We start from the raw sequence: 21,861 nt of genomic DNA on the forward strand, positions 1-21,861 counted from the left end.
TGCCGGATGATTGGGAAACGAGCCTGGCCTCCTGAAAAGGCGGGCCGTCGTTCGTGCATGTGCAAGGGCCGTTCATCCGTAATTTTCGTTCGTCTGTAATTAATGAAGCGGCTTTTCCTGCGGCGCCGCGGAGACGCCCAGTTTGCGCTGGATACGCGCTTTGGTAATGAAGCCCCAGCCGATATTGAGCACGGCGACGACGCCGACGCCGAGCGCGAGCCAAGCGCTTTCATTAATAAGGATGGCGCACAGCGTGACAAGAGCCATCGAAGAAACGGCGAACCATAGGGCAAGACCTTTATTCATCGGAAAACCTCCGTTTTGAATTTGACTTTGTTCCATTATACCTTATTTTTTCGGGATAGAGCCAAATTTTCGTCGGTTTTTCGTACCCGTCTTCCAACAAAATTCCACATCTTTTTTTGAGAATGCCGTGAAAATCTCATGAAATTGTCAAATTATCGAACTTGTTTCGGGAATCGTTGGCAATCGAAAGGGGCTTTGATATGATAAAATTCATAGCGATACTTTATCCCGGCTTGCCAAAAGCCGGTTTTAACCATTATCGTATACATTTCGCATGTACGTTTTTGCGGATCGGAACCTAAGAGGAGGAATGACAAGCGTGGGCAAATCGTTAAATTATGCAGCTTCGGAAGCCGCCCCTGTCTCGGAACACGAAGACGCGCGGGTAACGTGGCGAGATTTCGTCACCTTGGCCAAGCCGGGCATTTTGCGCTCGAACCTGTTCGTGACGCTGGCCGGATTCTGGCTGGCTTCGCAGTGGAACATCAACTGGGCGAATCTGATCGCGACGCTGGCCGGCACGATGCTGATCGTCGGGGCATCCGGCGTGTTCAACAACTATCTCGACCGCGAGATGGATACCAAAATGGAACGGACCAAGAACCGCGTGCTGCCGACCGGCAGAATCGCGCCGCGCATCGTGCTGACCTACGGCATCGTGCTGGGCGTGCTCGGACTGGCCATTTTATTCGGATTTTGCGGCGTATTGACCGGCGTGTGCGGAGCGATCGGCATGTTCGCCTACGTCGTGCTCTACACGATGTGGCTCAAGCGCACGTCCACGTGGAGCACATCGCTCGGCGGAATCTCCGGCGCGATGCCTCCGGTTATCGGTTATGTCGCCGTCACGAACCGAATCGACATGGGCGCCGTACTGCTGTTCCTGTGGATGTTCCTCTGGCAGCCGCCGCACTTCTGGGCGCTCGGCATTCGCCGCGTCGAAGAATACCGCGCCGCGGGCTTCCCGATCCTGCCGGTCGTCAAAGGCATTCGCCGCACCCAATGGCAGATGCTGCCTTATATCGTGCTGCTGCTGCCGGTGCCGATCCTCATGTACGCGTACGGATACGTCGGCATGATCTTCACCGTCGCTTCGGTCGCCATCACGGCGCTGTGGCTGTACTTCGCCGTCAAAGGACTGGCCAAAGGCCAGGACCCGGACGCCTGGGGCAAAAAAGTGTTCATGTATTCCATCTATTACATGATGGTCACGTTCCTGCTGATGATTATCGACACGGCGCATTGATCCGATCGTGATCGACTCGATGCGCACCGCGTCCTGCCAAGCCGTCTTACGCCCCCAATGGAGCGGAAGACGGCTTTATTCATGCCCGGTGCGGGGCAGCATCGTGTCCGGGTAGCGGATAAACTCGTCCAGTCCGGCCTTCTCAAGCTGCTGGACTGCGTATTCGTCCGGGGTGCCTTCGACGCCCGCGTATCCGCGGCGCGTATACAGATGGTCCGCGTCCGGAAACAGATCGGACAGCAGCGCCCGGATTTTCCGTCCGGACGAGTCGTTATCGAGAAACAGATACACTTCGTCGTGCTTCGCTTCCTGGTACAGCGATTCCAACCGGGCGGCGTTGGGCGTTCCGAACGTGCACAAGATCCGGATGTTCTCGTCGAGCAGACGCCGAATCTTGCTGCGGTCGTTCTTGCCTTCTACGATGACGGTGATCGGCATAAGGGATGTACCTCCTGCTTCAATCGAATAGGATGTTTTTATACAGTGTACCGGGCCGGAAACCGGAATGCAAAAGGCGGCGGAAGAATGCGGCTAAAGCTGACAGAGGGCCTTTTTTTCCTGTATAATCAAAAGGCGCGCGAACCGCTGCGAACGAGGGGGGCGGAGCGCGCGGAAATACGAAGGAAGAACGGAGGCAAAGCCTGATGAATACGGAAGTCTGGATCGAATTCGCCAGGCAGAACTGGCTGATTCTTCTGATTGCGCTCGTAGCGGTATGGTTGGTCATAAACCTTATAAAAACGATGATCAAATGGGCGATCGCGATCGTGATCGTCGTGGCGCTGATCGTGTACAGCGGCGTGTCGCTCGATCAAATTCAGCATACGGTAACGGACGTCAAGAACGAAGCGGTGGCCAAGCTTCAGGGCGAGGCGTTGAACATGCTCAAGGACGAAGCGGCGGAAGCCGTGTTCGACAGCGGCGCAGACGGTTCTTTTACGGTCAAAACGACGAGTCTCAAGCTTGAAGGCCGCCCGAACGCGTCGACCGTCAAGGTCACGTATCGCGGCATCGCGCTCGGGGAATGGGAACGCGGCGAACAGGTGAATGCCCTGATCCGCGCCGCGCAGAGCCGGAAATGACGGCGCAGGGGAACTTGACCGCCCAGGCGTCCAATATTCGGGAGGTGGACGCTTTGCCTTGGCTAAGCACGGATATCGTGACCCTGCTGCTGCTCGCGGTGCTGGTGTTGTCGGTCTTTCGCGGCGCGTACCTGGGCACGAAAAGAACGGCAGCGGGTCTTGGCAGCATGGTCGGCCGCCTGCTGATGCGCGTATTGGGCATTCTGGCCGCGCTGCTGCTGGCCGGCTGGGCTTCGCCTTATGCGCGGGACTGGGCCGACCGGACCGTGCTGGACATGCCGGCGGGCGAAATGCCCGCCTGGAGAGAAGCCGGGTATGCGCTGCTCGGCTTCGTATCCGATTTTTCCCTGCTGCGGGTGGCGCTGCTGTTCGTGCTGATCTACCCGGTCTGCGTGACCGCGTTGTCGCTGCTCGGCAGATGGCGTACGACCGTGGAAGAGCCGCCCCGCAAAAAAGGCAAGCGGCGCCAGAGCGGTCCGTTTCTGGACCGGATCGGCGGAGCGGCTCTCGGCCTCGTGGCCGGCGCCTGGCGGGGCGCGCTGCTGCTGGCGCTGCTGTTCGTGTTCGCGTCGCTGCTGCCCGCAAGTCCGGTGACCCGCTACGCCGAAGCGTCGCCGGCTTACCGCTACGCGGCGCAGAAAGTGTTCGAACCGGCGGCCGGCGAATGGATCAGCGGCAAGCTGCCGGTGCTGACGGCGTCGGCGGCGGAAGAACTCGACGGCATCCTGCGGCAGCGGTACGACGTGATCGACCGGAACATCCCTTCGGACATCGGCCAAGCCGCGATCGATATCGCGGGAACCGGCGCAGACCTACAAAAAGCCGAGCGGTTGTACGATTGGGTCGGCAGCCGGATTCAGTACGATTACGACAAAGTCGGCGATTACGAAAACAAAGGCATCTGGCGCGAGCAGACGCCGCGCAGCACGTATGACACGCGCCGGGGCGTCTGTATCGATTACGCCCGCCTGTACGCGATGATGGCCCGTTCGGTCGGGCTGCAGGTTCGCGTCGTGACCGGGCTCGGATCGGACGGGCGGGGCGGTTACGGCTCGCATGCCTGGAACGAAGTGTACATTCCGGGAGAACAACGCTGGATCGAACTCGATCCGACCTGGGCATCCGGGGGAGACTGGTTCGACCGGGAAAATTTTGCCGATACCCATATCAAGCAGAGCGTGCTGTAGATTCATCACCCTGCGGTCAAGGAACACCAAGAGGAGGCGCCCATGAAAGTGCAGGATAAAGACCGGGAAAACGAAGTGCGCCGGCAGAGAAGTTTCGGACTTCGGCTCAATTTGTTTTTTTTCAGCGTATTCGTCATCTTCTCCGTTATCATCGTCCGGACGGCCATGCTTCAATTCGTGGAAGGGCCCGAACTGAAGCAGGAAGCGGTCAGCCGGGTTACGCGCGACATTCCGATGCAGCCGATCCGCGGCAGCATCCTGTCGGCGGAAGGCGTGCCGATCGCGTACTCCAAGCCGACGCAGACGCTGTACGCGACGCCGCTGAAGAACTACGCGAATAACAACGAGAAAGGGCTTCAGAACCGGCCCGAGCTCAAAAAAGCCGTCAACGAGATTCTGGCCAAGTTCAAGGAACTCGATCCGTCCGGCGAGCAGCCGACGCTTGAAGAGATGCTGAGCCGCGATCGCCTCGATCTCGAAAACATCAAGCATTACGGCTACACGCCGCGCAAGATCAGAACGGATCTGACCGAACCGGAGATTGCCTATTTCAAAGAACACAAAAACGAGTTCAAAGGCATCCTGACGCTCGACGTCGTCGAAGAAGCGACCCGGGAATACGATACCGATTCGGTCGCCGTGCAGACGGTCGGTTATCTGTCGAAGTTCAAAAGCGTGCGGGAAAACAAAAATTTCCCGTTCTATCAAAAAATTTATAAAGAGCAGGCTTCCGGAGCCGATCCGACCGTTCAGTACCAGGAAGACGAGATCGTCGGCTATTACGGGCTCGAACAGCAGTACCAGGAATACCTGCGCGGCAAAAACGGCTACAAACGGATCGAGATTACGCCGCAAAGTATGGCCAAAGAAGGCGGAACCGAAGAAATCGTCGCGCCCAAAAAAGGCAATGACGTCTGGATGAATATCAACAAATCGATTCAGACCGAGACGGAAAAAGCGATTGCCGAGCAGATTCAAGTGTTGAGACGCGATCACCCTTATGTCTCGACAGGCTTTGCGGTAGCGATGGAAGTCGATACGGGCAATGTGGTCGCGATGGCGAGCATGCCGGACTTCGATGCCAACAAATACAAAACGGGCAGCATCTCCGGCGAAGATTTCAACGAGATCGAGAATCTGTACATCAACGGCACGATTCGGGCCAAAGCGCCGGACGATGAACGGAATAAAGCCGAGTCCGTTGTGTACATGGGTTCGACGATCAAGCCTTTGTCCGTACTGATCGGTCTGCAGGAAGGGTTGTTTACGCCTTCGGACGGATACATGGACGTCGGCAATACGAAGCTCGGAGAGTTCGACAAAAAAGGGATTTCCAATGCCGGCAGACATTATCTCGGCTGGATCGGTCCTCGCCAAGCGATTGAAAAGTCTTCCAATACGTTCATGATCGATATGGTCGGCAAAAAGCTGTTGAACAAATACGGGTCCGCCAAAGTCATTGACGTCTGGGATAAACACATGAAGGAATTCGGCCTGGGCGTAGAGACCGGAGTCGATATTCCCGGCGAACAAGTCGGCCTGACGGATTACACAAACGATGACGAAAGCACCCTGACCCGTATGGCTTACGCTTCTTTCGGCCAGCAGGGCAAATACACGACGATGCAGCTGGCGCAGTTCACCGTTATGCTTGCGAACCGCGGCGAAAGACTCGAGCCGCATCTGGTCAAGAAGATCACGAATCAAAACGGCAAAACAGTTAAGGAGTTCCCGCGTAAAGTGCTCGATAAAGTGGAATTCAATTCGGACTACTGGGATTTGGTTCAAAAAGGCATGAATACCAAACTCGAAAAAACATTCGACGATTTCCCTTACGATTACGCACGTAAAACGGGTACGTCCACCCAATGGATTCGAAATCAAAATATCGATAACGGCGTATTTATCGCCTACGCGCCGCGCGATAACCCAAAACTCGCCGTGGCGGTCGTCGTGCCGGAAGGCGGCTTCGGCTCCCAGAGCGCGGCGCCGATCGCGCGCAAAATTTTCGACGCTTACGATTACGAGTACGGCCTGGACGGCGTAGCCAAAAAAACGCAGCAGCAGTTCAATGAAGACGGAACGCCGATCGATGCGGCGGCCGAAGGGCAGAATCCGTAACGAACTGCAGCATGCCGGCGTTTAACCCGTAACCTGCCGCAAAACGCGGTCGTGCAAGGTGCAAGCAAAATTCGGAACGGCAAGGGGCGCTCTGTCGAAGGGCGCCTTTTCCTGCCGAACAAGGAGGATGGGATGAGAATCTGGTCAAGGGAAGAACAGGAAGACCATCGCAAGCGCCGGAATTTCGGCATACGCATGAGCCTGTTCTTTTTCACCGTATTCGTCGTGTTTGCCGTCATTATTATACGTACCGCCGCGCTCCAATTCGTGGAAGCGCCCAAGCTTCAGGAAGAAGCGAAAGAACGCGCGACGCAGGATATCCCGATGAAGCCGGTGCGGGGCACGATCTACTCGGCGGACGGAGCCAAGCTGGCGTATTCGGAACCGACGCAGACGCTGTACCTGACGTTCGAGCAGGATTTCAGCAAAGGCGAAGGTCTGAAGAACCGCCCCAAACTTGATGCCGCGCTGCAGGAGATTCTGGCCGTGTTTCAGCAAAAAGGGCGCAAAGACATCGTCAATCCGACGATGGAGCAGCTGATCGGCAAAGACCTGCTCGATCTCGACAACGTCAACAGCTACGGCTACTCCGCAAGACCGGCCAAAACCGGACTCAGCGACGAAGAAGTGGCTTATTTCAAAGAAAACAAGCATAAGTATGCCGGCCTTCTGTCGTTCGAAGTGTCCGAAGAGACGCTGCGGCGCTACGATTCGGATACGGTTGCGGTCCAGACGATCGGCTATGTCAAAAAATTCGATTCCGTGAGCAGCGCCGAAAGCGGCATCGACGTCTACAAAAAAATCGCTGCCGGACTGCGAACGCAAAAAGACGAAGGATTGATGTACAGCCGGACGGAAAACGTCGGCTATTTCGGTCTCGAACAGCAGTACCAGAAGGAGCTGCGCGGCAAAAACGGCTACCGCAAAATCGGCGTCAGCGCGCAGAACACGGCGCAGGGCGTGGAAGAAGTCGTACCGCCGGTCAAAGGCAGCGACGTGTGGAGCACGATCAACAAAAACGTGCAGATGAAGACGGAAGAGGCGATGCGCGCCCAGCTGTCGAAACTGCCCAAAGCCATCTCCGCTTCGGCGGTCGCGATGGAGATCGACAGCGGCAATATCGTGGCGATGGCGAACATGCCCGACTTCGACGCCAACGTCTACCGGACGGGCTCGATCAGCGACGATAATTATCACGCCGTGGAGTATTCGTACCTGAACGGCGCGATCCGCTCGAAGCCGACGAACGATACCGGCAAAAAGGCGGAGTCCGTCGTCTACCTCGGTTCCACGATCAAGCCGCTGTCGGTATTGATTGGCCTCGAAGAAGGGCTGATCACGCTGGGCACGACGTATAACGATACCGGCATCGCGGAATACGGCAAAGGAACGGACAAGATCCGCAACGCCGGCAGCCATCCGTACGGAATATTGAACCCGGTCACCGCCATCGAACGTTCTTCAAATACATTCATGGTCAAAAAGATCGGCGAAGCGCTGTACAATCGCGACGGCGTCAATTCGCTCAAAATTTGGGACAAATACATGAAGGAGTTCGGCCTCGGCGTCAAGACCGGCGTCGACCTGCCGGGCGAATGGGCCGGAGCGGCCGATTACTTCAATACCAAAGACGGCAGCAGCGTGCTGTCGCGGATGGCTTTTGCTTCTTTTGGCCAAAAAGGCAAATACACGACCCTTCAGCTCGCGCAGTACACCGCGATGCTGGCCAATCGGGGCTCGCGCATGCAGCCGCATCTGGTGAGCAAAATCGTCGGTCCCGACGGCGTAGTCACCAAGAAAGACGTGCCTACCGTATTGAACAAAGCCGAATTCCCGGATGCTTACTGGGAAGCGATCCAGCGCGGCATGAAGACCAAAGTCGACGATTCGTTCGGCGACTTCGCCTACGATTTTGCCCGCAAAACGGGTACGTCCACCCAGGACCTGAACGGCAAGCAGGTCGACAACGGCGTGTTTATCGCCTATGCTCCGCGCGTCAATCCGAAGCTTGCCGTCGCCGTCATGGTGCCGGAAGGCGGCTTCGGTTCGGAGAGCGCCGCGCCGATCGCACGCGCGATCTTCGACGCTTATGACGAGACGTACGGTCTCGACGGAAACGGACCGAAAAAAAGCGCGGACGCGGAAAACGCCGAATCGGCCGACGCCGAATAAGCCGTTTCTCGCTTCGTTTCTCGCGCCGCCATTCGGTACAGGCTGCGATTCAAAAGCCCGCTTTCTACGGAAAGCGGGCTTTTTTTGGCGTTTTTGGCTTGGATACGTGCTTGGCGCTTGCATTCTGCCTTTTTTTATCTTAAAATTTGCCCTAGGGAAACAATTTTAACGCAGAGAAATAAAGAGTCACCAAGAAAACAATTTAGCGTATGGAAAAGTTTACAGAGAACAATCGGAGAATGCGGCGTAAAGCCGATTCCAGAAGGAGGAACGGAATGCACGCAGGCAAAAAAAGAACGGGCGGTTGGGCCGCGCTTATGCCGCTGCTGCTGCTCGCGGCTTTGCTGGCCGGCTGCTCCGGCAGCGGCAGCGCGCAGGGCGTCAGCGAGGACGGCAAATTGCTCGTGACGGCGACGACGGGCATGATCGCCGACGCGGCGGCGGAAATCGGCGGCGAATTCGTCGAAGTAACGACGCTGATGGGACCGGGCGTCGATCCGCATCTATTCAAAGCTTCGCAGGGCGATATCCGCAAGCTGGACCGGGCAAAAGTCGTTTTCTACGGAGGGCTGCATCTGGAAGGCAATATGGAGCGCATTCTGGAGAAAATGGCGCTGCGCAAAACGGTCGTCGCGGTCACGGATCACATGCCGAGGGAGCGATTGATCGGAACGGAGAACAGCGAAGAGTTCGATCCGCACGTCTGGTTCGACGTCGATCTCTGGACGGCCGCGGCGGAGCATATGCGCGATACGCTGATTGCCGCGGACCCGGCGAACGAAGCCGCTTACCGCGAGCAGGGCGAGCGCTACGTCCGGGAGCTTGAGCAGCTGGACGCCTACGTGAAGCAGCGCATGCTGGAGATCCCGGAAGAAGGCCGGGTGCTGGTGACGGCGCATGACGCGTTCGGCTACTTCGGCCAGGCGTACGGCGTGGAAGTCGTCGGCCTGCAGGGTATCAGCACGGCGGCCGAATTCGGCGCACGCGACGTCAGCACGCTGCGCGACTATCTGGTCGAGCGCAATATCAAAGCGGTGTTCGTCGAATCGAGCCTGCCGGCAAGATCGATGGAAGCGATCGTCGCGGGAGCGGCGAGGCAGGGACACGAAGTCCGGATCGGCGGGGAACTGTTCTCCGACGCGATGGGCGAACCGGGAACGCCGGAAGGCACCTATATTGGCATGATCCGGCATAATGCGGACACCATCGCGGAAGCGCTGAAATAAATCGCAAGCCGTGACCGACAAAATTCCGATCCTGAAATTCCAAGAGGAGGCATGAACAGATGAACACTTCATCCCGGCAGCCGGCTTCGGCCGCGCCGCTGAACGTAACGGGCATGACCGTCGCCTACCAGAAAAAAGCGGTGGTCGAGAACGTCAGCTTCACCCTGCCCGAAGGCAAGCTGGTCGCCCTGATCGGGCCCAACGGAGCGGGCAAATCGACGCTGCTCAAAGCGATCCTAGGCCTCGTGCCTTCGATCTCCGGCACGGTCGGCATCTACGGCGACACGTACAAAAAGATGCGCAGCCGCGTCGGCTACGTGCCGCAGCGCGAGTCGGTCGACTGGGACTTCCCGACGGACGCGCTCGACGTGGTCATGATGGGCCGCTACGGCCATCTGGGCTGGATCAAACGCCCGGGACGCAAAGAGAAGGAACTGGCGATGAACACGCTCGACAAAGTCGGCATGGCCGACTTCGCGCGGCGGCAGATCAGCCAGCTGTCCGGCGGCCAGCAGCAGCGGGTGTTTCTCGCCCGGGCGCTGGCGCAGGAAGCGGATCTCTACTTCATGGACGAGCCGTTCGCCGGCGTCGATGCCGCGACAGAGAAAGCGATCATCGCGCTGCTCGGCGAATTGAGGCAGGCCGGCAAGACCGTGCTGGTCGTGCATCACGATCTGTCCACGGTCGAAGAATATTTCGACCACGTGCTGCTGCTCAACAAAAAGCTGATTGCCGAAGGCCCGGTGCAGACGACGTTTACGCCGGAGCTGCTGCACGAGACGTACGGCGGCAAGCTCGCGATCGTCAGTTCGAGCGGCCGGGAAGCGCTGGTCGGCGAATGAAGGCGGCCAGAGACATGCGCAAGGACATGCGCAAGCGGCCGCAGCCGCGGCGGACAAGGAGGACACACACATGCTGGATTGGCTGATCTCGCTCTGGAGCGATCCGAATACGCGCTGGATTCTGATGGGCTGCACGCTGCTCGGTCTGGGCAGCGGCGTTATCGGCAGCTTCACGTTTCTGCGCCGGGAGAGCCTGCTCGGCGATACGCTGGCGCATGCGGCGCTGCCGGGCGTCTGCGTCGCCTTCATGCTCAATGAAGTGAAATCGGCTTCGCTGTTTCTCGTCGGCGCCCTGATTGCGGGCATCGCCGCCGTGCTGTGCGTCAGCGCGATCTCGCGCTGGACGCGCATCAAGTCCGACGCCGCGATGGGCATCGTGCTGACGTTCTTCTTCGGCGTCGGCACCGTCATGCTGACGCATATCCAGCATAGCGGCAGCGGCAGCCAGAGCGGCCTGGACAAATATTTGTTCGGCCAGGCGGCCGCGATGGTCACGGGCGACGTCTACATCCTGATGGGCGTCTCCGTGCTGCTGATCGTCGCGGCGATGCTGCTGTTCAAGGAATTCAAGCTCATCAGCTTCGATCCGGGCTTCGCCCGCGGCATCGGCCTGCCGGTCGGGCTGCTGGAGCACGGCCTGCTCATTCTGACGACGGTCGCGGTCGCGGCCGGCATTCAGGCGGTCGGCGTCGTGCTCGTCGCCGCCCTGCTGATCACGCCGGCGGCCGCGGCCCGCTACTGGACCGACCGCCTGCCGGTCATGCTCATGTACGCCGGCTTGTTCGGCGCCCTGAGCGGCGCTTCCGGCGCGGCGATCAGCACGCTCGGCGAAGGCATCCCGACCGGACCGGTCACGGTGCTCGCGGCCACGCTGCTGTTCGCCCTGTCGCTGCTGCTGGCCCCGGGCCGCGGCCTGCTGTCCCGGTCGCTGCGCCATCGCAGCCTCAAAGCCGATTACGCCCGTTCGGCGGATCAGGGCGCGCTTAACGCCGCCGAAAGCCTGAACGCCGCAGAAGGAGGAACACGCAAATGATGGACTTTTGGATTATTCTGACCGCCGTTCTGGTCGCGAGCGCCTGCTCCATTCTGGGATGCTTCCTGATCCTGCGGCGGATGGCGCTGGTCGGCGACGCGATCAGCCACGCCGTGCTGCCAGGCATCGCGATCGCGTTTCTCATGAGCGGCACCCGCGATTCGATGTGGATGCTGCTCGGCGCGACCGCGTTCGGCCTGCTGACGGTATTCCTGATCCAGTCGCTCCAGACGTCCGGCCTGCAGTCGGACGCTTCGATCGGCATCGTGTTCACCGCGCTGTTCGCGGTCGGCGTGCTGCTGATCAGCCTGAACGCCCAGCATATCGACCTTGATCTGGACTGCGTGCTGTTCGGCGAGATCGCCTACGTGCCGTGGGATACGTGGACGTTCGGAGGCGCCGACATGGGGCCGAGGGCGGTCTGGATGCTGGGGATTACGCTGACGGTCATCCTGCTGCTGCTCGGACTCTTTTACAAACAGTTCAAGATCTGCGCATTCGACCCGGCGATGGCTGCGGCCTGCGGCATTCCGGTGCTGCTGTTCCACTACCTGCTCATGGGCATGGTGTCGATGACGGCGGTGTCTTCGTTCGAAAGCGTCGGCGCGATTCTCGTCGTCGGCATGCTGATCATCCCGGCGGCGACCGCTTACCTGCTGACGAACCGTCTGGGCGTCATGATCGGTCTCAGCGTGGCGGTCGGTATCGTCTCGGCGGTCGGCGGCTACCTCGTCTCGTATCTGCTGGACGCTTCGATCGCGGGCTGCATCGTCTCGATCGCCGGCATCCTGTTCATCCTGACGCTGATCTTCTCGCCTTCGCACGGCATGATCGCGAAGTTCGCGCGCGGACGCAGAGCGGTTCAAGCACTGTAAGCGATACGCCAGGCATCCTCCCTACCGGGGAGGATGCCTTTCTTTTTTGGCAGGAAGAACAGGAAGCGGGGAGAGTGGATTTTTACGGAAAAATCATGGTAACCTAGAAAGAAGAAAAGCCGGATCGGCCGGCGGACAAAAAAGGGGCTGGAGCGCATGACGCTAAAGATCGGAATCGTGGGTACGGGGTGGTTTGCGGGCAAGCACGCGGATATTCTCGCGGCGGCGGAAGGCGTGGAGATCGCGGGCATCGTCGGCAGCAGCAAAAACAAGGGAGACGTGTTCGGCATCCGGTACGACGCGCCCGGTTATGAAAGCGTATCCGAGCTGGCGGACCATCAGGCGCTCGATGCCGTCTACATCTGCGTGCCGCCGATGGCGCACGGCGAGATCGAACGCGAGCTGATCGAGCGCGGCATTCCGTTTCTCGTCGAGAAGCCGCTCGGCACCGACGCCGAAGTACCGCAGGACATTCTCGGATTCATGCGCCTCAAGTCGCCGGAGCTGATCACGTCCGTCGGTTACCATTTCCGCTATCAGGATAACGTGGACCGGCTGCGCGAAGCGCTGCATCCCGGCCGGATCGGCATCGCGACGGGCATGTGGATGGGCGATATGCCGCAGGCCGAATGGTGGCGCAGACAGGAGAAGTCCGGTGGGCAGTTTATCGAGCAGACGACGCATATCGTCGATCTGCTGCGTTACTGCGCCGGCGAGGTGGACGAAGTGCGGGCGGTATACGCCAGCCGGTTCCCGGAAGAAGAGTGGGAGCGGACGAATGTACACGATATCGGCACGGTCACGCTCAAGATGAAATCCGGCGCCGTCGCGAACATTTCCAACACATGCGTGCTGCCTGCGGGAGTCGGCCGGGCCGGGTTGTCTTTTTACGCGCGGGAAGGGCTGTGGGAGTGGTCCCCGGGCGAGCTGAAGGAGACGCGGGCCGACGGGGAGAAGCGCCATGCCGAAGAGAGCGATCCGTACGTGCGGCAGACGGAAGCGTTCCTGCATGCGCTGCGTACCGGCGATTCGTCGCGGATCCGGTCCGACTATGCGGACGCGTGCAAAACGCAGGAAGTGACGTTCGCCGCGCTGCAATCCGCCCTGTCCGGGCGCAGCATGAAGCTGTAGCTCCAGGGGGAGAGACGCAAGGCCCGTTTCCGGTTCTGCCGGCGGACGGGCTTTTCGGCGTTTTCGGGTCGGCGGAACGTCTTTGGAGCATGGATGGAATTGTGATAGAATGGCGAGAGCGAACACGTTTTGAAAGGGGCAAAAAGAATGACGAGCTACGATTACAAGCTGCTTGCGCTCGATATGGACGGCACGCTGCTGAACGACGACCATCAAGTGTCGGAAGAGACGGCCAAATGGATCCGCCGCGCGATCAAGGAAGGGTTCCATGTCTGCCTGTCCACGGGACGCGCGGCGATGCACGCCCTGCCGTACGCGGTAGAGCTGGGCCTGGAGACGCCGATGGTGACGGTCAACGGAAGCGAAGTGTGGAAAGCGCCGCACCAGCTGCATTACCGGGCGCTGATGGACGTGGAATCGGTCCGCGGCATGCACGCGCTGGCGGAAGAATACGGCGTCTGGTTCTGGGCGTACACGACGGAACGTCTGTACAACCGCGATCAATGGACGGACACGCTGGAAGACAAGGAATGGCTGAAGTTCGGCTACAATACGCCGGACCGCGAAGTGCTGCACCAGATCCTCATGCGGCTTCAGGACATGGGCGGCCTGCAAATTACGAACTCGTCGATGGAAAATCTGGAGATCAACCCGGAAGGCATCTCCAAAGCGAGCGGGATCGCGCAGGTATGCGAGCTGCTGGACATTACGATGGAGCAGGTCATCGCCGTCGGCGACAGCCTGAACGATATCGCGGTGATCGAAGCGGCGGGACTCGGCGTCGCGATGGGCAACGCCCAGGACGCCGTCAAGGAGACAGCCGACGTGGTCGTGGCGGGCAACAACGAAGACGGCATCGTGCAGGTCATTCGCGAATACATGCTCGGCGGCAAGGCATTCGACGATGCCGAGCCGGCGGCCGCGGCGTCGCAGACGCCCGCATCCAAAATCCGGCGCGAAGACGACCCGTCCGCTTGAGGACAGGCGACACTAACCGAAAAGCATAGGAGGACCTGGCATGGTCGCATTGGATATACTGGGTTGGGTACTTGTGGTCGCGCTGTTTATCGTCGGCATGGCGAGCTTGATTTTCCCGATTTTGCCGGGAGCGGTCGCGATTTATTTCGCCTTTTTCGTCTACGGCTGGTTTTTCTCGTTCAACGAGCTGACGGTCTGGTTCTGGATTATCCAGACGGTGATCTTCGTGGCGCTGATCGTGGCCGATTACGTCGTCGGCGCCTGGGGGACCAAGAAGTTCGGCGGTTCCAAGCTGTCGATCCAGCTCAGCACGGTCGGCTTGATTCTCGGCCCGTTCGTCATTCCGGCGTTCGGCCTTATCCTCGGCCCGTTTATCGGGGCGGTGATCGGCGAGCTGATTCACGGATCGAACTTCAAGCAGGCGCTGCGCGCAGGTTGGGGCGCCCTCGTCGGGCTGCTCAGCAGCACGCTCGTCAAAGGCATTTTGCAGGTCGTCATGATTGTCGTTTTCATTATATGGATCATATGGATCGTGTAAGGAAGCCGCTTGCGGCTTTTTTTGCGGGAGAAAGAAGGGAATAGGTTTTGTCGAAAAAGGAATCGTTTATCAGAGGGACGCTCATTCTGGCGGCGGCCGCGCTCGTCGCCCGGGTGCTGGGTCTCGTGCAGCGGATTCCGCTGGAACATATGCTCGGACCCGTCGGCAACGCTTCGTTCAGCGCCGCCAACAACGTGTATCTCATGCTGCTGACTGTCGCGACGGCGGGCATCCCGAGCACGCTGAGCAAGATGATCTCGGAGCGCTACGCGCTCGACCGGCCGCAGGAAGCGGGACGCATCTATTACGCGGCGCTGCTGTTCTCCGGCATGATGGGCGTCGTGATCACGCTGCTGCTGTATATCTTCGCGCCGTGGTACACGGCGCTGATCAAGCTGCCGGAAGCGACCCCGGCTATCCGGGCGCTTGCGCCGGCGCTGATCCTGTTCCCGACGATCGCCATGATGCGCGGCTATTTCCAGGGCCGCAACATGATGGCGGTCGGCGGCGTCTCGCAGATCATCGAGCAGGTCGCCCGCGTCTTCACCGCGATTTTGCTGGCCTACATTTTGCTGCAGATGGGCAAGAACGGCGAGACGATCGCGGCCGGCGCCACATTCGGCGGCGTACTGGGCAGTCTGGGCGCGTTCGCGATCATGCTGTTCGCTTCGCTGAAGCTGTCGAAGAAAGAACGCAAAAAAGGACGGACGCTGATCAATCGTCACGATCAAACTATTCCGCTTGGCCGCATTTACGGCGACATTTTCAAACTGTCGATTCCGATCGTGCTGACGGCGCTCGCCGTTCCGGCGATCAACTTCATCGACACGACGATCGTCAAGCCGCTGCTCATCGGACAGATCGGCGACGCGATGGCGACGATGCAGCTCGGCATCCTCGGCAGCCGCGCCCAGAGCGTCGCCGGTATCCCGCCGATTCTCGCGATCGCGCTCAGCACGTCGCTGATTCCGATCATCTCGGCCGCTTTCGCCCGCAAAGACACGCAGCATCTGCAGCAGCAGGTGACGCTTGCGATGCGCATCGCCACGCTGACGGGCATGCCGCTCGTGCTGGCGCTCGGCTGCGCCGCCTATTCGGTCAACGGCCTGCTGTTCAGTACGCTGGACGGCGCCGGCATTATCGCCATCCTGACGCTCGGCACCATTTTCCAGATCACGATGATGGTCAGCAACTCGATGCTGCTCGGGATAAACCTGGCCCGCCGCTCGATGGTGCACGTCGCGATCGGCCTCGTCGTCAAAATCGCCGGCAGCGTGGCGCTTGCGCCGCTGCTCGGCAGCTACGGCATCTATGGCATCATCGGCATGACCGGCGTCTGCTTCCTCGTGATCACGCTGCTCAACCTGCACACGCTGCGCGGCATCGTGTCGTTCTCGGTGCTGGGCAGCCGCTGGCCGGCATTCATCGCGACCTGCATGGTCGTCGCCGCGGCAAGCTTCGGGCTCAGCGAGCTGGGCAGCTGGATGAGCGCGTTCATGCACGCCCGCCTGGCGTTCTTCATCGCCTGCTGCGCGGTCGGCTTGATCGTGCCGTCGATCTACCTGGTGCTGCTCGTCGTGCTGCGGGTCATCCGCCGCGACGAACTGGGCTCGTACCCGCGTCCGCTGCAAAAAGCGCTGCGTCCGCTGATGCGCCTTCAGCGCGGATGATTCCCGGGCAAAATTGAGGTAAAATAAACAGACCGGCATTGATGCCCGAATAACGAAAGATCAAAGGAGAGATTTCGCATGGAACAAATTCGTACCCAAGCCGATTTCGATCGGCAGATCGCAAGTCCGGGACTGACCGTAGCCGTATTCCGCGCCGATTGGTGCGGAGACTGCCACTTTATCGATCCGTTCATGCCCGAAGTCGAAGAGCAGCGCAAAGACCGGCTCAAGCTGATCCAGGTCGACGTCGAAGAAGTCGAGGCGGTCAGCCGCGAGCTGAACATTCTCGGCATTCCGAGCTTCGTCGCTTTTTCGAACGGCAAGGAATTGATTCGTTTCGTGAACAAAGCCCGCAAATCGCGCGCCGAGATCGAGAGTTTCCTCGATCGCGCCGCCGCCGTGCACGGCCAACTGGCCGGCCGGAACTGATCCCGCAAACGCCCGCTTCGGCCTGCTGCCCTGGCGGGCGTTTTGCTGCGTGCGGGCTTCGATCCCGGCATCAATGATAAACGTCATACGGAATCCGGCAATAAGCCGGAAACTTGCCGTCCATTTGAACATTTTTTGTCACAAAGACAATTCTTAACCCGGATACATTTCCGGTATAATAAAAGGAAAAGGCATTTCGGCGGCTGCGGGGTTCGCGGCGCGGGAATGCCCTCCACTACTTTTCGAATCGGCGGTGAGACTTTTGCAATATAAAGTGTTGAAATGGCTGAGCTACGCATCGTGCATGATCATGCTGCTCGTCTCGTTCAACGGCGTGGTCGTGACGAGAACGGGGTCCGGCCTGGAATGCGGACGCCAATTCCCGCTCTGCCACGGCAAGTTCGTGCCGGGCACCACGATCGGTTCGCTGATCGAGTACACGCACCGGTTGACGGCCGGTATCGCGGGTCTGCTGGCGCTGGCCACGCTTGTGGCGTTTCTGATCTGGGCGCGCAAACGGCGCGATTTTCAAATCTATGCCGCGATCATGGCGTTTTTCGTCATCGTGCAGGCCGTCATGGGCGCGCTGGCCGTCGTCTTCTCGCAGTCGCCGCCGATCATGGCGCTGCATTTCGGATTCGCGCTGATCGCGTTCGCGAGCGCGCTCGTGCTTGCGCTGTCGGTGCGCCGGGCAGGCAGCCTTGAGCGCTACCAGGAGCCGCCCGCCGCGCAGCGGGTCAGCAAGCGCACTCGCAATTTGACCGTGTTCTCGGCAGCGTTCACGTATGCGGTCGTCTATACGGGTGCGCTCGTCAGCCATACCCAACTGGCGAAAATGTCGATCGTGCTGCATATCGCGTCCGCGCTGCTGCTCATTTTCGTACTGATCGTCGGGCATATGGCGGTTCGCAATTACTCGCATATTCCGGACATCCGCAAGCTCGGCGTCATCGTCATCGTGCTGATGATCGCGCTGCCGCTCAGCGGCATTCTCAACCTCGTTGCCCTCGGCAGCGAATATTACATGTTCGCTCCGATGCTGCATACGCTTATTACGGACTTCCTGTTCGCGTTCCTGTGCTTCATGAGCATCCGGACCTGGGAATTGAGCCGGATTCCGGCCGGCGAAGAAGCGTCGGTGCGCGTCAAGAAAACGGCGCAAGCCTGAGTGCCCGGCAGTCCCCGCGCAGCGGATGAACCGCCCGGCGGGGCAGCCGGCGCAAGATGCATGCTAATTTGCGCGAAGGCGCGAACGGCCAAGAAGTCTCCGCGGAGGCTTCTTTTTTGTATGCCGGATCTGTCCGCGGCGGCAAGACAAACCGGCGGACCGAAAGCGATGAAAATTTTCATGCGAGACCTTTACAAAACGTGCCAAACTGAATATACTGAGTGAAGGATTTCGGTTCGGTTCTTTTGAACTTCCGTAATCCCCAGCTTTCCAATTAGATATCTCAGATTTTTCTTATCGAGAGAGGCGGAGGGACAGGCCCGATGAAGCCCGGCAACCGATCCTGCAGGCGAACGTCCGAACGAGACGCGCGGCGCAGGGTGTCATGGTGCTAATTCCTACAGAACGCAAGCCACGGTTCTGGGAGATGAGAAGGTGACTTTCCGCATACGATGCGAGCCCTTTTTGTCTATCAAAAAGGGCTTTTTGATTTATCGAGCCGGGGTATACACGGGTTAGATCCGCAAGCGCGGCCGGCGTAGAGAACGGGTATCCGACGCGAATACCCGCCGGCTTTAAGGCGACAGCGCGTAACCTAAAGTGGGCAAATCGACAGACAAGCGATTTTAGACAGCTAGGAGGACCAGCCGAGTGATCACCATCAAAAATTTGGTTAAGACCTACACCACGAGAGGCAAGACGATGACGGCATTGAACGGCATCAATCTGGAGATCGCCCAGGGCGAAATCTTCGGCATCATCGGCCATTCCGGAGCCGGCAAGAGCACGCTGATCCGATGTATCAACCGTCTGGAGCAGCCGACGAGCGGTTCGGTCTGGATCGGCGACACGGACATTACCCGGCTTGGCAAGAGGCAGCTCCAGCGCGAACGCCGCAAGCTCGGCATGATTTTCCAGCATTTCAACCTGCTGTCTTCGGCGACCGTCTACGAGAACGTCGCTTTTCCGCTCAAGCTTGAAGGCAAATCGCGTACGGAGATCAACCGCCGGGTGAACGAGATGCTCGAACTGGTCGGGCTGACCGAACACGCGAGCAAATATCCGGCGCAGCTGTCCGGCGGACAGAAGCAGCGGGTCGGCATCGCCCGGGCGCTGGCGCCCAACCCGCGGGTGCTGCTGTGCGACGAAGCGACGTCGGCGCTCGATCCCCAGACGACGGATTCCATCCTGCGTCTGCTGCTCGACATCAACCGCAAGCTGGGCTTGACCATCGTGCTCATCACGCACGAAATGCACGTCATCCAGAGCATCTGCGACAAGGTCGCCGTCATCAACGGCGGCATCATCGTGGAGCAGGGGCCGGTCATCGACGTGTTCCTCAAGCCGAGAGAGACGATCACGCAGGAGTTCATCAAGCGCGAATCCGAAGGCGGAGAGATGTTCGAAGAAGCGATTCGGGCCGTGCACGTGCCGTCTTCGCGGACGGTCAAAGTGACGTTTATCGGCGAGTTGACGTATCAATCGACGCTGTCGCAGACGGTGAAGGAGACGGGCGTCGACTTCGCGATCCTGCAGGGCACGATTTCGCGGATCAAGGAAACGCCGTACGGGCAGCTGGTCGTCCGTTTCGAAGGCGACGCCGCGTCGATCGACAACACGCTGCGGCGCCTGACCGAACAAAGGCTTGAAGTGGAGGAACTGCAATGAACGGCAAACTCGATTTTTCGCAAGTCAACTGGGAAGAGTTCGGCAAAGCCACAGTCGAAACGCTCCAGATGCTCGGCTACTCCAGCCTGTTCACGCTGCTTCTCGGCCTTCCGCTCGGCATCGTGCTGTTCCTGTGGGCGCGGTCGTCGTCGTACGTGCTGCGGGTGCTGTACAGCATCCTGTCGGTAATCGTCAACATCCTGCGCTCGGTTCCGTTCATCATCTTGATCATCGCGTTGATTCCGATCACGAAGGAAATCGTCAACACTTCGATCGGCGTGCGGGGCATGATTCCGCCGCTCGTCATCGGAGCCGCTCCGTTCTTCGCGCGGCTCGTCGAGACCGCGCTGCGCGAAGTGGACCGCGGCGTAATCGAAGCGGCCCAGTCGATGGGCGCTTCCACGTGGCAGGTCGTGTACAAAGTCATCTTGCGCGAATCGCTGCCGGGCCTGATCGCGGGCTTCACCGTCACGGTTATCGCCCTGATCTCGTACACCGCCATGTCGGGCCTGGTCGGAGGCGGCGGCCTCGGCACGCTTGCGGTCAACTACGGCTATTACCGCTACGAGACGGCCGTCATGCTCGTATCGCTCGTGCTCATCGTGCTGATGGTGCAGATCATTCAGATGATCGGCGATCGTCTGGTCCTTCATTTTACCCGGAAATAAAACATAAAAAAGCGAACAAAAGGGGAGAAACACAATGAAAAAATGGATTCTCGCAGTACTCACGCTTGCGCTCGTCGCTCTGCTGGCCGCATGCGGCAACAGCAACAGCGGTACCACGGCTTCGACAGGCAATGACGCTGCCGGTTCCGGCGACGCGGCTTCGACCGAAGCGGTCACGCTCAAAGTCGGCGCTTCTCCGGTCCCTCACGCCGTCATTCTGGAACACATCAAGCCCGCGCTGGAAAAAGAAGGCGTGAACCTGGAAATCGTTCAATTCTCGGATTACATCCTGCCGAACACGCAGCTGGCCGAAAAATCGCTCGACGCGAACTTCTTCCAGACGCAATCTTACCTCGACGTGCAGAACGAGAAAAACGGCACGGACCTGGTCAGCGTCGCTTCCGTACACATCGAACCGTTCGCCGGCTATTCCAAAAAGATCAAATCGATCGACGAGTTGGCCGACGGCGCGACCGTAGCCATCCCGAACGATCCGACCAATACGGCACGCGCGCTGCTGCTGCTGCAAAAACAAGGATTGATCAAGCTCAAAGACGGCGCGGACATCACGGCGACCGAGCGCGACGTGACAGAGAACACCAAGAACCTGAAGTTCCTGCCGATCGAAGCCGCGGCGATTCCGCGTCAGCTCGACGAAGTCGACCTGGGCATGATCAACGCCAACTACGCGCTTGAAGCCGACCTGTCCCCGGGCGAAGACGCCCTGTTCAAAGAAGACAGCGACGTGCCTTACGCGAACCTGCTCGTTACCCGTCAAGACAACAAAGATTCCGACGCTATCAAGAAATTGATTGCGGCTCTGAACTCGGAAGATACCAAAGCGTTCATTCAAGAAGAATACAAAGGCGAGATCATTCCCGCTTTCTAAGCGCGAACATCCGAACCGCCGATCCCGATCTGCCGATTCACGCCAAAAGTCCCGGACTCCTGATGGAGAACGGGACTTTTTTTGGTGAGATTCGGCATTTTCTTCAACAGGGCAAACCCGTCAAAAAGGCAAACAAAAAGCGCCGAATCCGAAGATTCGACGCTCTCGTTCCATGTTCGCCTGAGCGAAATCCTGGATACGAACCGGGGTCCGTCTTAGAAGACCTGGATAACTTCGTTTACGCCTTCGACTTCTTCGAACAGGGCGCGTTCGATACCGGCTTTCAGCGTAATCGTGGAACTTGGGCAGCTGCCGCAAGCGCCGACGAGCTTCAGCTTCACGATGCCGTCTTCAACGTCAACCAATTCAACGTCTCCGCCATCGCGCTGCAGGAAAGGACGCAGTTTGTCCAGCACGTCCAGAACTTCATCATACATGTCGAGTTGTGTACTTTCACTCATTATGGTCAGCTCCTCTCAAATGTTTGAAGCGTACAGTTGTAACCGCGTAGTCACTTCGGAGAATCATTTTGCAAAAGAATGAAACAATAAATCAAACTTTGCAAAAGTCTCTCTTGTATTATAATATAAATGGATCGAAAATTAAAGAAGCATTCCAAGTTTGCCGTCATG

At 58.9% G+C, this 21,861-nt stretch carries 21 protein-coding genes and 1 riboswitch; of the genes, 18 read left to right on the forward strand and 3 right to left on the reverse strand.

Annotated elements, in window-relative coordinates; translation table 11 throughout:
* Positions 1-99: 99 nt before the first annotated feature.
* Complete coding sequence (locus tag FTE24_RS15020) at positions 100-306, reverse strand: hypothetical protein (RefSeq protein ID WP_141447129.1); 207 nt, start codon at positions 304-306, stop codon at positions 100-102.
* 319 nt (positions 307-625) lie between these two features.
* Here FTE24_RS15020 and cyoE point away from each other — a divergent pair, with 319 nt between their 5' ends.
* Complete coding sequence (gene cyoE, locus FTE24_RS15025) at positions 626-1,552, forward strand: heme o synthase (RefSeq protein ID WP_141447128.1); 927 nt, start codon at positions 626-628, stop codon at positions 1,550-1,552.
* A 75-nt stretch (positions 1,553-1,627) separates the two neighbouring features.
* Here the strand turns inward: cyoE and FTE24_RS15030 are convergent, their stop codons facing one another.
* Positions 1,628-1,990 carry a toprim domain-containing protein gene (locus tag FTE24_RS15030; protein ID WP_141447127.1) on the reverse strand — a complete coding sequence of 121 codons (363 nt, stop codon included), beginning with the start codon at positions 1,988-1,990 and terminating at the stop codon, positions 1,628-1,630.
* A gap of 206 nt (positions 1,991-2,196) precedes the next feature.
* Between FTE24_RS15030 and FTE24_RS15035 the strand changes: the two genes are divergently transcribed.
* The 17 genes from FTE24_RS15035 (at position 2,197) to FTE24_RS15115 (ending at position 21,229) form a co-directional block, all read left to right on the forward strand.
* The gene (locus FTE24_RS15035) at positions 2,197-2,634 is read left to right on the forward strand and encodes an ATPase (RefSeq protein ID WP_150232725.1); all 438 of its coding nucleotides are present in this window, start codon (positions 2,197-2,199) and stop codon (positions 2,632-2,634) included.
* A gap of 53 nt (positions 2,635-2,687) precedes the next feature.
* Positions 2,688-3,821, forward strand: coding sequence for a transglutaminase domain-containing protein (locus tag FTE24_RS15040; protein WP_237401773.1), 1,134 nt, complete (start codon positions 2,688-2,690; stop codon positions 3,819-3,821).
* Between the two features lie 42 nt (positions 3,822-3,863).
* Complete coding sequence (locus FTE24_RS15045; RefSeq protein ID WP_150232728.1) at positions 3,864-5,942, forward strand: peptidoglycan D,D-transpeptidase FtsI family protein; 2,079 nt, start codon at positions 3,864-3,866, stop codon at positions 5,940-5,942.
* Positions 5,943-6,074: 132 nt separating this feature from the next.
* Positions 6,075-8,114 carry a peptidoglycan D,D-transpeptidase FtsI family protein gene (locus tag FTE24_RS15050; RefSeq protein WP_150232730.1) on the forward strand — a complete coding sequence of 680 codons (2,040 nt, stop codon included), beginning with the start codon at positions 6,075-6,077 and terminating at the stop codon, positions 8,112-8,114.
* Between the two features lie 275 nt (positions 8,115-8,389).
* A complete protein-coding gene (locus tag FTE24_RS15055) occupies positions 8,390-9,340 on the forward strand; it encodes a metal ABC transporter solute-binding protein, Zn/Mn family (protein ID WP_150232732.1) in 951 nt (316 codons plus the stop codon).
* Positions 9,341-9,399: 59 nt separating this feature from the next.
* On the forward strand, positions 9,400-10,182 hold the full coding sequence (locus FTE24_RS15060) for a metal ABC transporter ATP-binding protein (protein WP_141447121.1): 783 nt from the start codon (positions 9,400-9,402) through the stop codon (positions 10,180-10,182).
* 70 nt (positions 10,183-10,252) lie between these two features.
* Positions 10,253-11,215 (forward strand): metal ABC transporter permease, encoded by a 963-nt coding sequence (locus FTE24_RS15065; protein ID WP_150232734.1) that lies wholly within the window; start codon positions 10,253-10,255, stop codon positions 11,213-11,215.
* On the forward strand, positions 11,212-12,090 hold the full coding sequence (locus FTE24_RS15070; RefSeq protein ID WP_150232737.1) for a metal ABC transporter permease: 879 nt from the start codon (positions 11,212-11,214) through the stop codon (positions 12,088-12,090). The genes FTE24_RS15065 and FTE24_RS15070 overlap by 4 nt, the downstream gene beginning before the upstream one ends.
* 156 nt (positions 12,091-12,246) lie before the next feature.
* Entirely contained in the window at positions 12,247-13,221 is a 975-nt protein-coding gene (locus tag FTE24_RS15075; RefSeq protein WP_141447117.1) for a Gfo/Idh/MocA family protein, read from the forward strand.
* Positions 13,222-13,368: 147 nt separating this feature from the next.
* Positions 13,369-14,199, forward strand: coding sequence for a Cof-type HAD-IIB family hydrolase (locus FTE24_RS15080; RefSeq protein WP_150232739.1), 831 nt, complete (start codon positions 13,369-13,371; stop codon positions 14,197-14,199).
* Positions 14,200-14,248: 49 nt separating this feature from the next.
* Positions 14,249-14,737 (forward strand): DUF456 domain-containing protein, encoded by a 489-nt coding sequence (locus FTE24_RS15085; protein WP_150233514.1) that lies wholly within the window; start codon positions 14,249-14,251, stop codon positions 14,735-14,737.
* 47 nt (positions 14,738-14,784) lie between these two features.
* Entirely contained in the window at positions 14,785-16,407 is a 1,623-nt protein-coding gene (locus FTE24_RS15090) for a putative polysaccharide biosynthesis protein (RefSeq protein WP_150232741.1), read from the forward strand.
* A gap of 78 nt (positions 16,408-16,485) precedes the next feature.
* Positions 16,486-16,836 (forward strand): thioredoxin family protein, encoded by a 351-nt coding sequence (locus tag FTE24_RS15095; protein ID WP_150232742.1) that lies wholly within the window; start codon positions 16,486-16,488, stop codon positions 16,834-16,836.
* A 262-nt stretch (positions 16,837-17,098) separates the two neighbouring features.
* A complete protein-coding gene (locus FTE24_RS15100; RefSeq protein WP_150232744.1) occupies positions 17,099-18,004 on the forward strand; it encodes a COX15/CtaA family protein in 906 nt (301 codons plus the stop codon).
* 291 nt (positions 18,005-18,295) lie between these two features.
* A riboswitch (SAM riboswitch) is annotated at positions 18,296-18,438 on the forward strand.
* A 217-nt stretch (positions 18,439-18,655) separates the two neighbouring features.
* Positions 18,656-19,672 (forward strand): methionine ABC transporter ATP-binding protein, encoded by a 1,017-nt coding sequence (locus FTE24_RS15105; RefSeq protein WP_415663206.1) that lies wholly within the window; start codon positions 18,656-18,658, stop codon positions 19,670-19,672.
* The gene (locus FTE24_RS15110; protein ID WP_141447107.1) at positions 19,669-20,340 is read left to right on the forward strand and encodes a methionine ABC transporter permease; all 672 of its coding nucleotides are present in this window, start codon (positions 19,669-19,671) and stop codon (positions 20,338-20,340) included. The genes FTE24_RS15105 and FTE24_RS15110 overlap by 4 nt, the downstream gene beginning before the upstream one ends.
* 34 nt (positions 20,341-20,374) lie before the next feature.
* On the forward strand, positions 20,375-21,229 hold the full coding sequence (locus FTE24_RS15115) for a MetQ/NlpA family ABC transporter substrate-binding protein (protein ID WP_150232746.1): 855 nt from the start codon (positions 20,375-20,377) through the stop codon (positions 21,227-21,229).
* A 215-nt stretch (positions 21,230-21,444) separates the two neighbouring features.
* Here the strand turns inward: FTE24_RS15115 and FTE24_RS15120 are convergent, their stop codons facing one another.
* The gene (locus FTE24_RS15120) at positions 21,445-21,690 is read right to left on the reverse strand and encodes a NifU family protein (protein WP_141447102.1); all 246 of its coding nucleotides are present in this window, start codon (positions 21,688-21,690) and stop codon (positions 21,445-21,447) included.
* Positions 21,691-21,861: the final 171 nt, after the last annotated feature.

Source organism: Saccharibacillus sp. WB 17, assembly GCF_008634075.2.
Classification (GTDB): Bacteria; Bacillota; Bacilli; order Paenibacillales; family Paenibacillaceae; genus Saccharibacillus; species Saccharibacillus brassicae.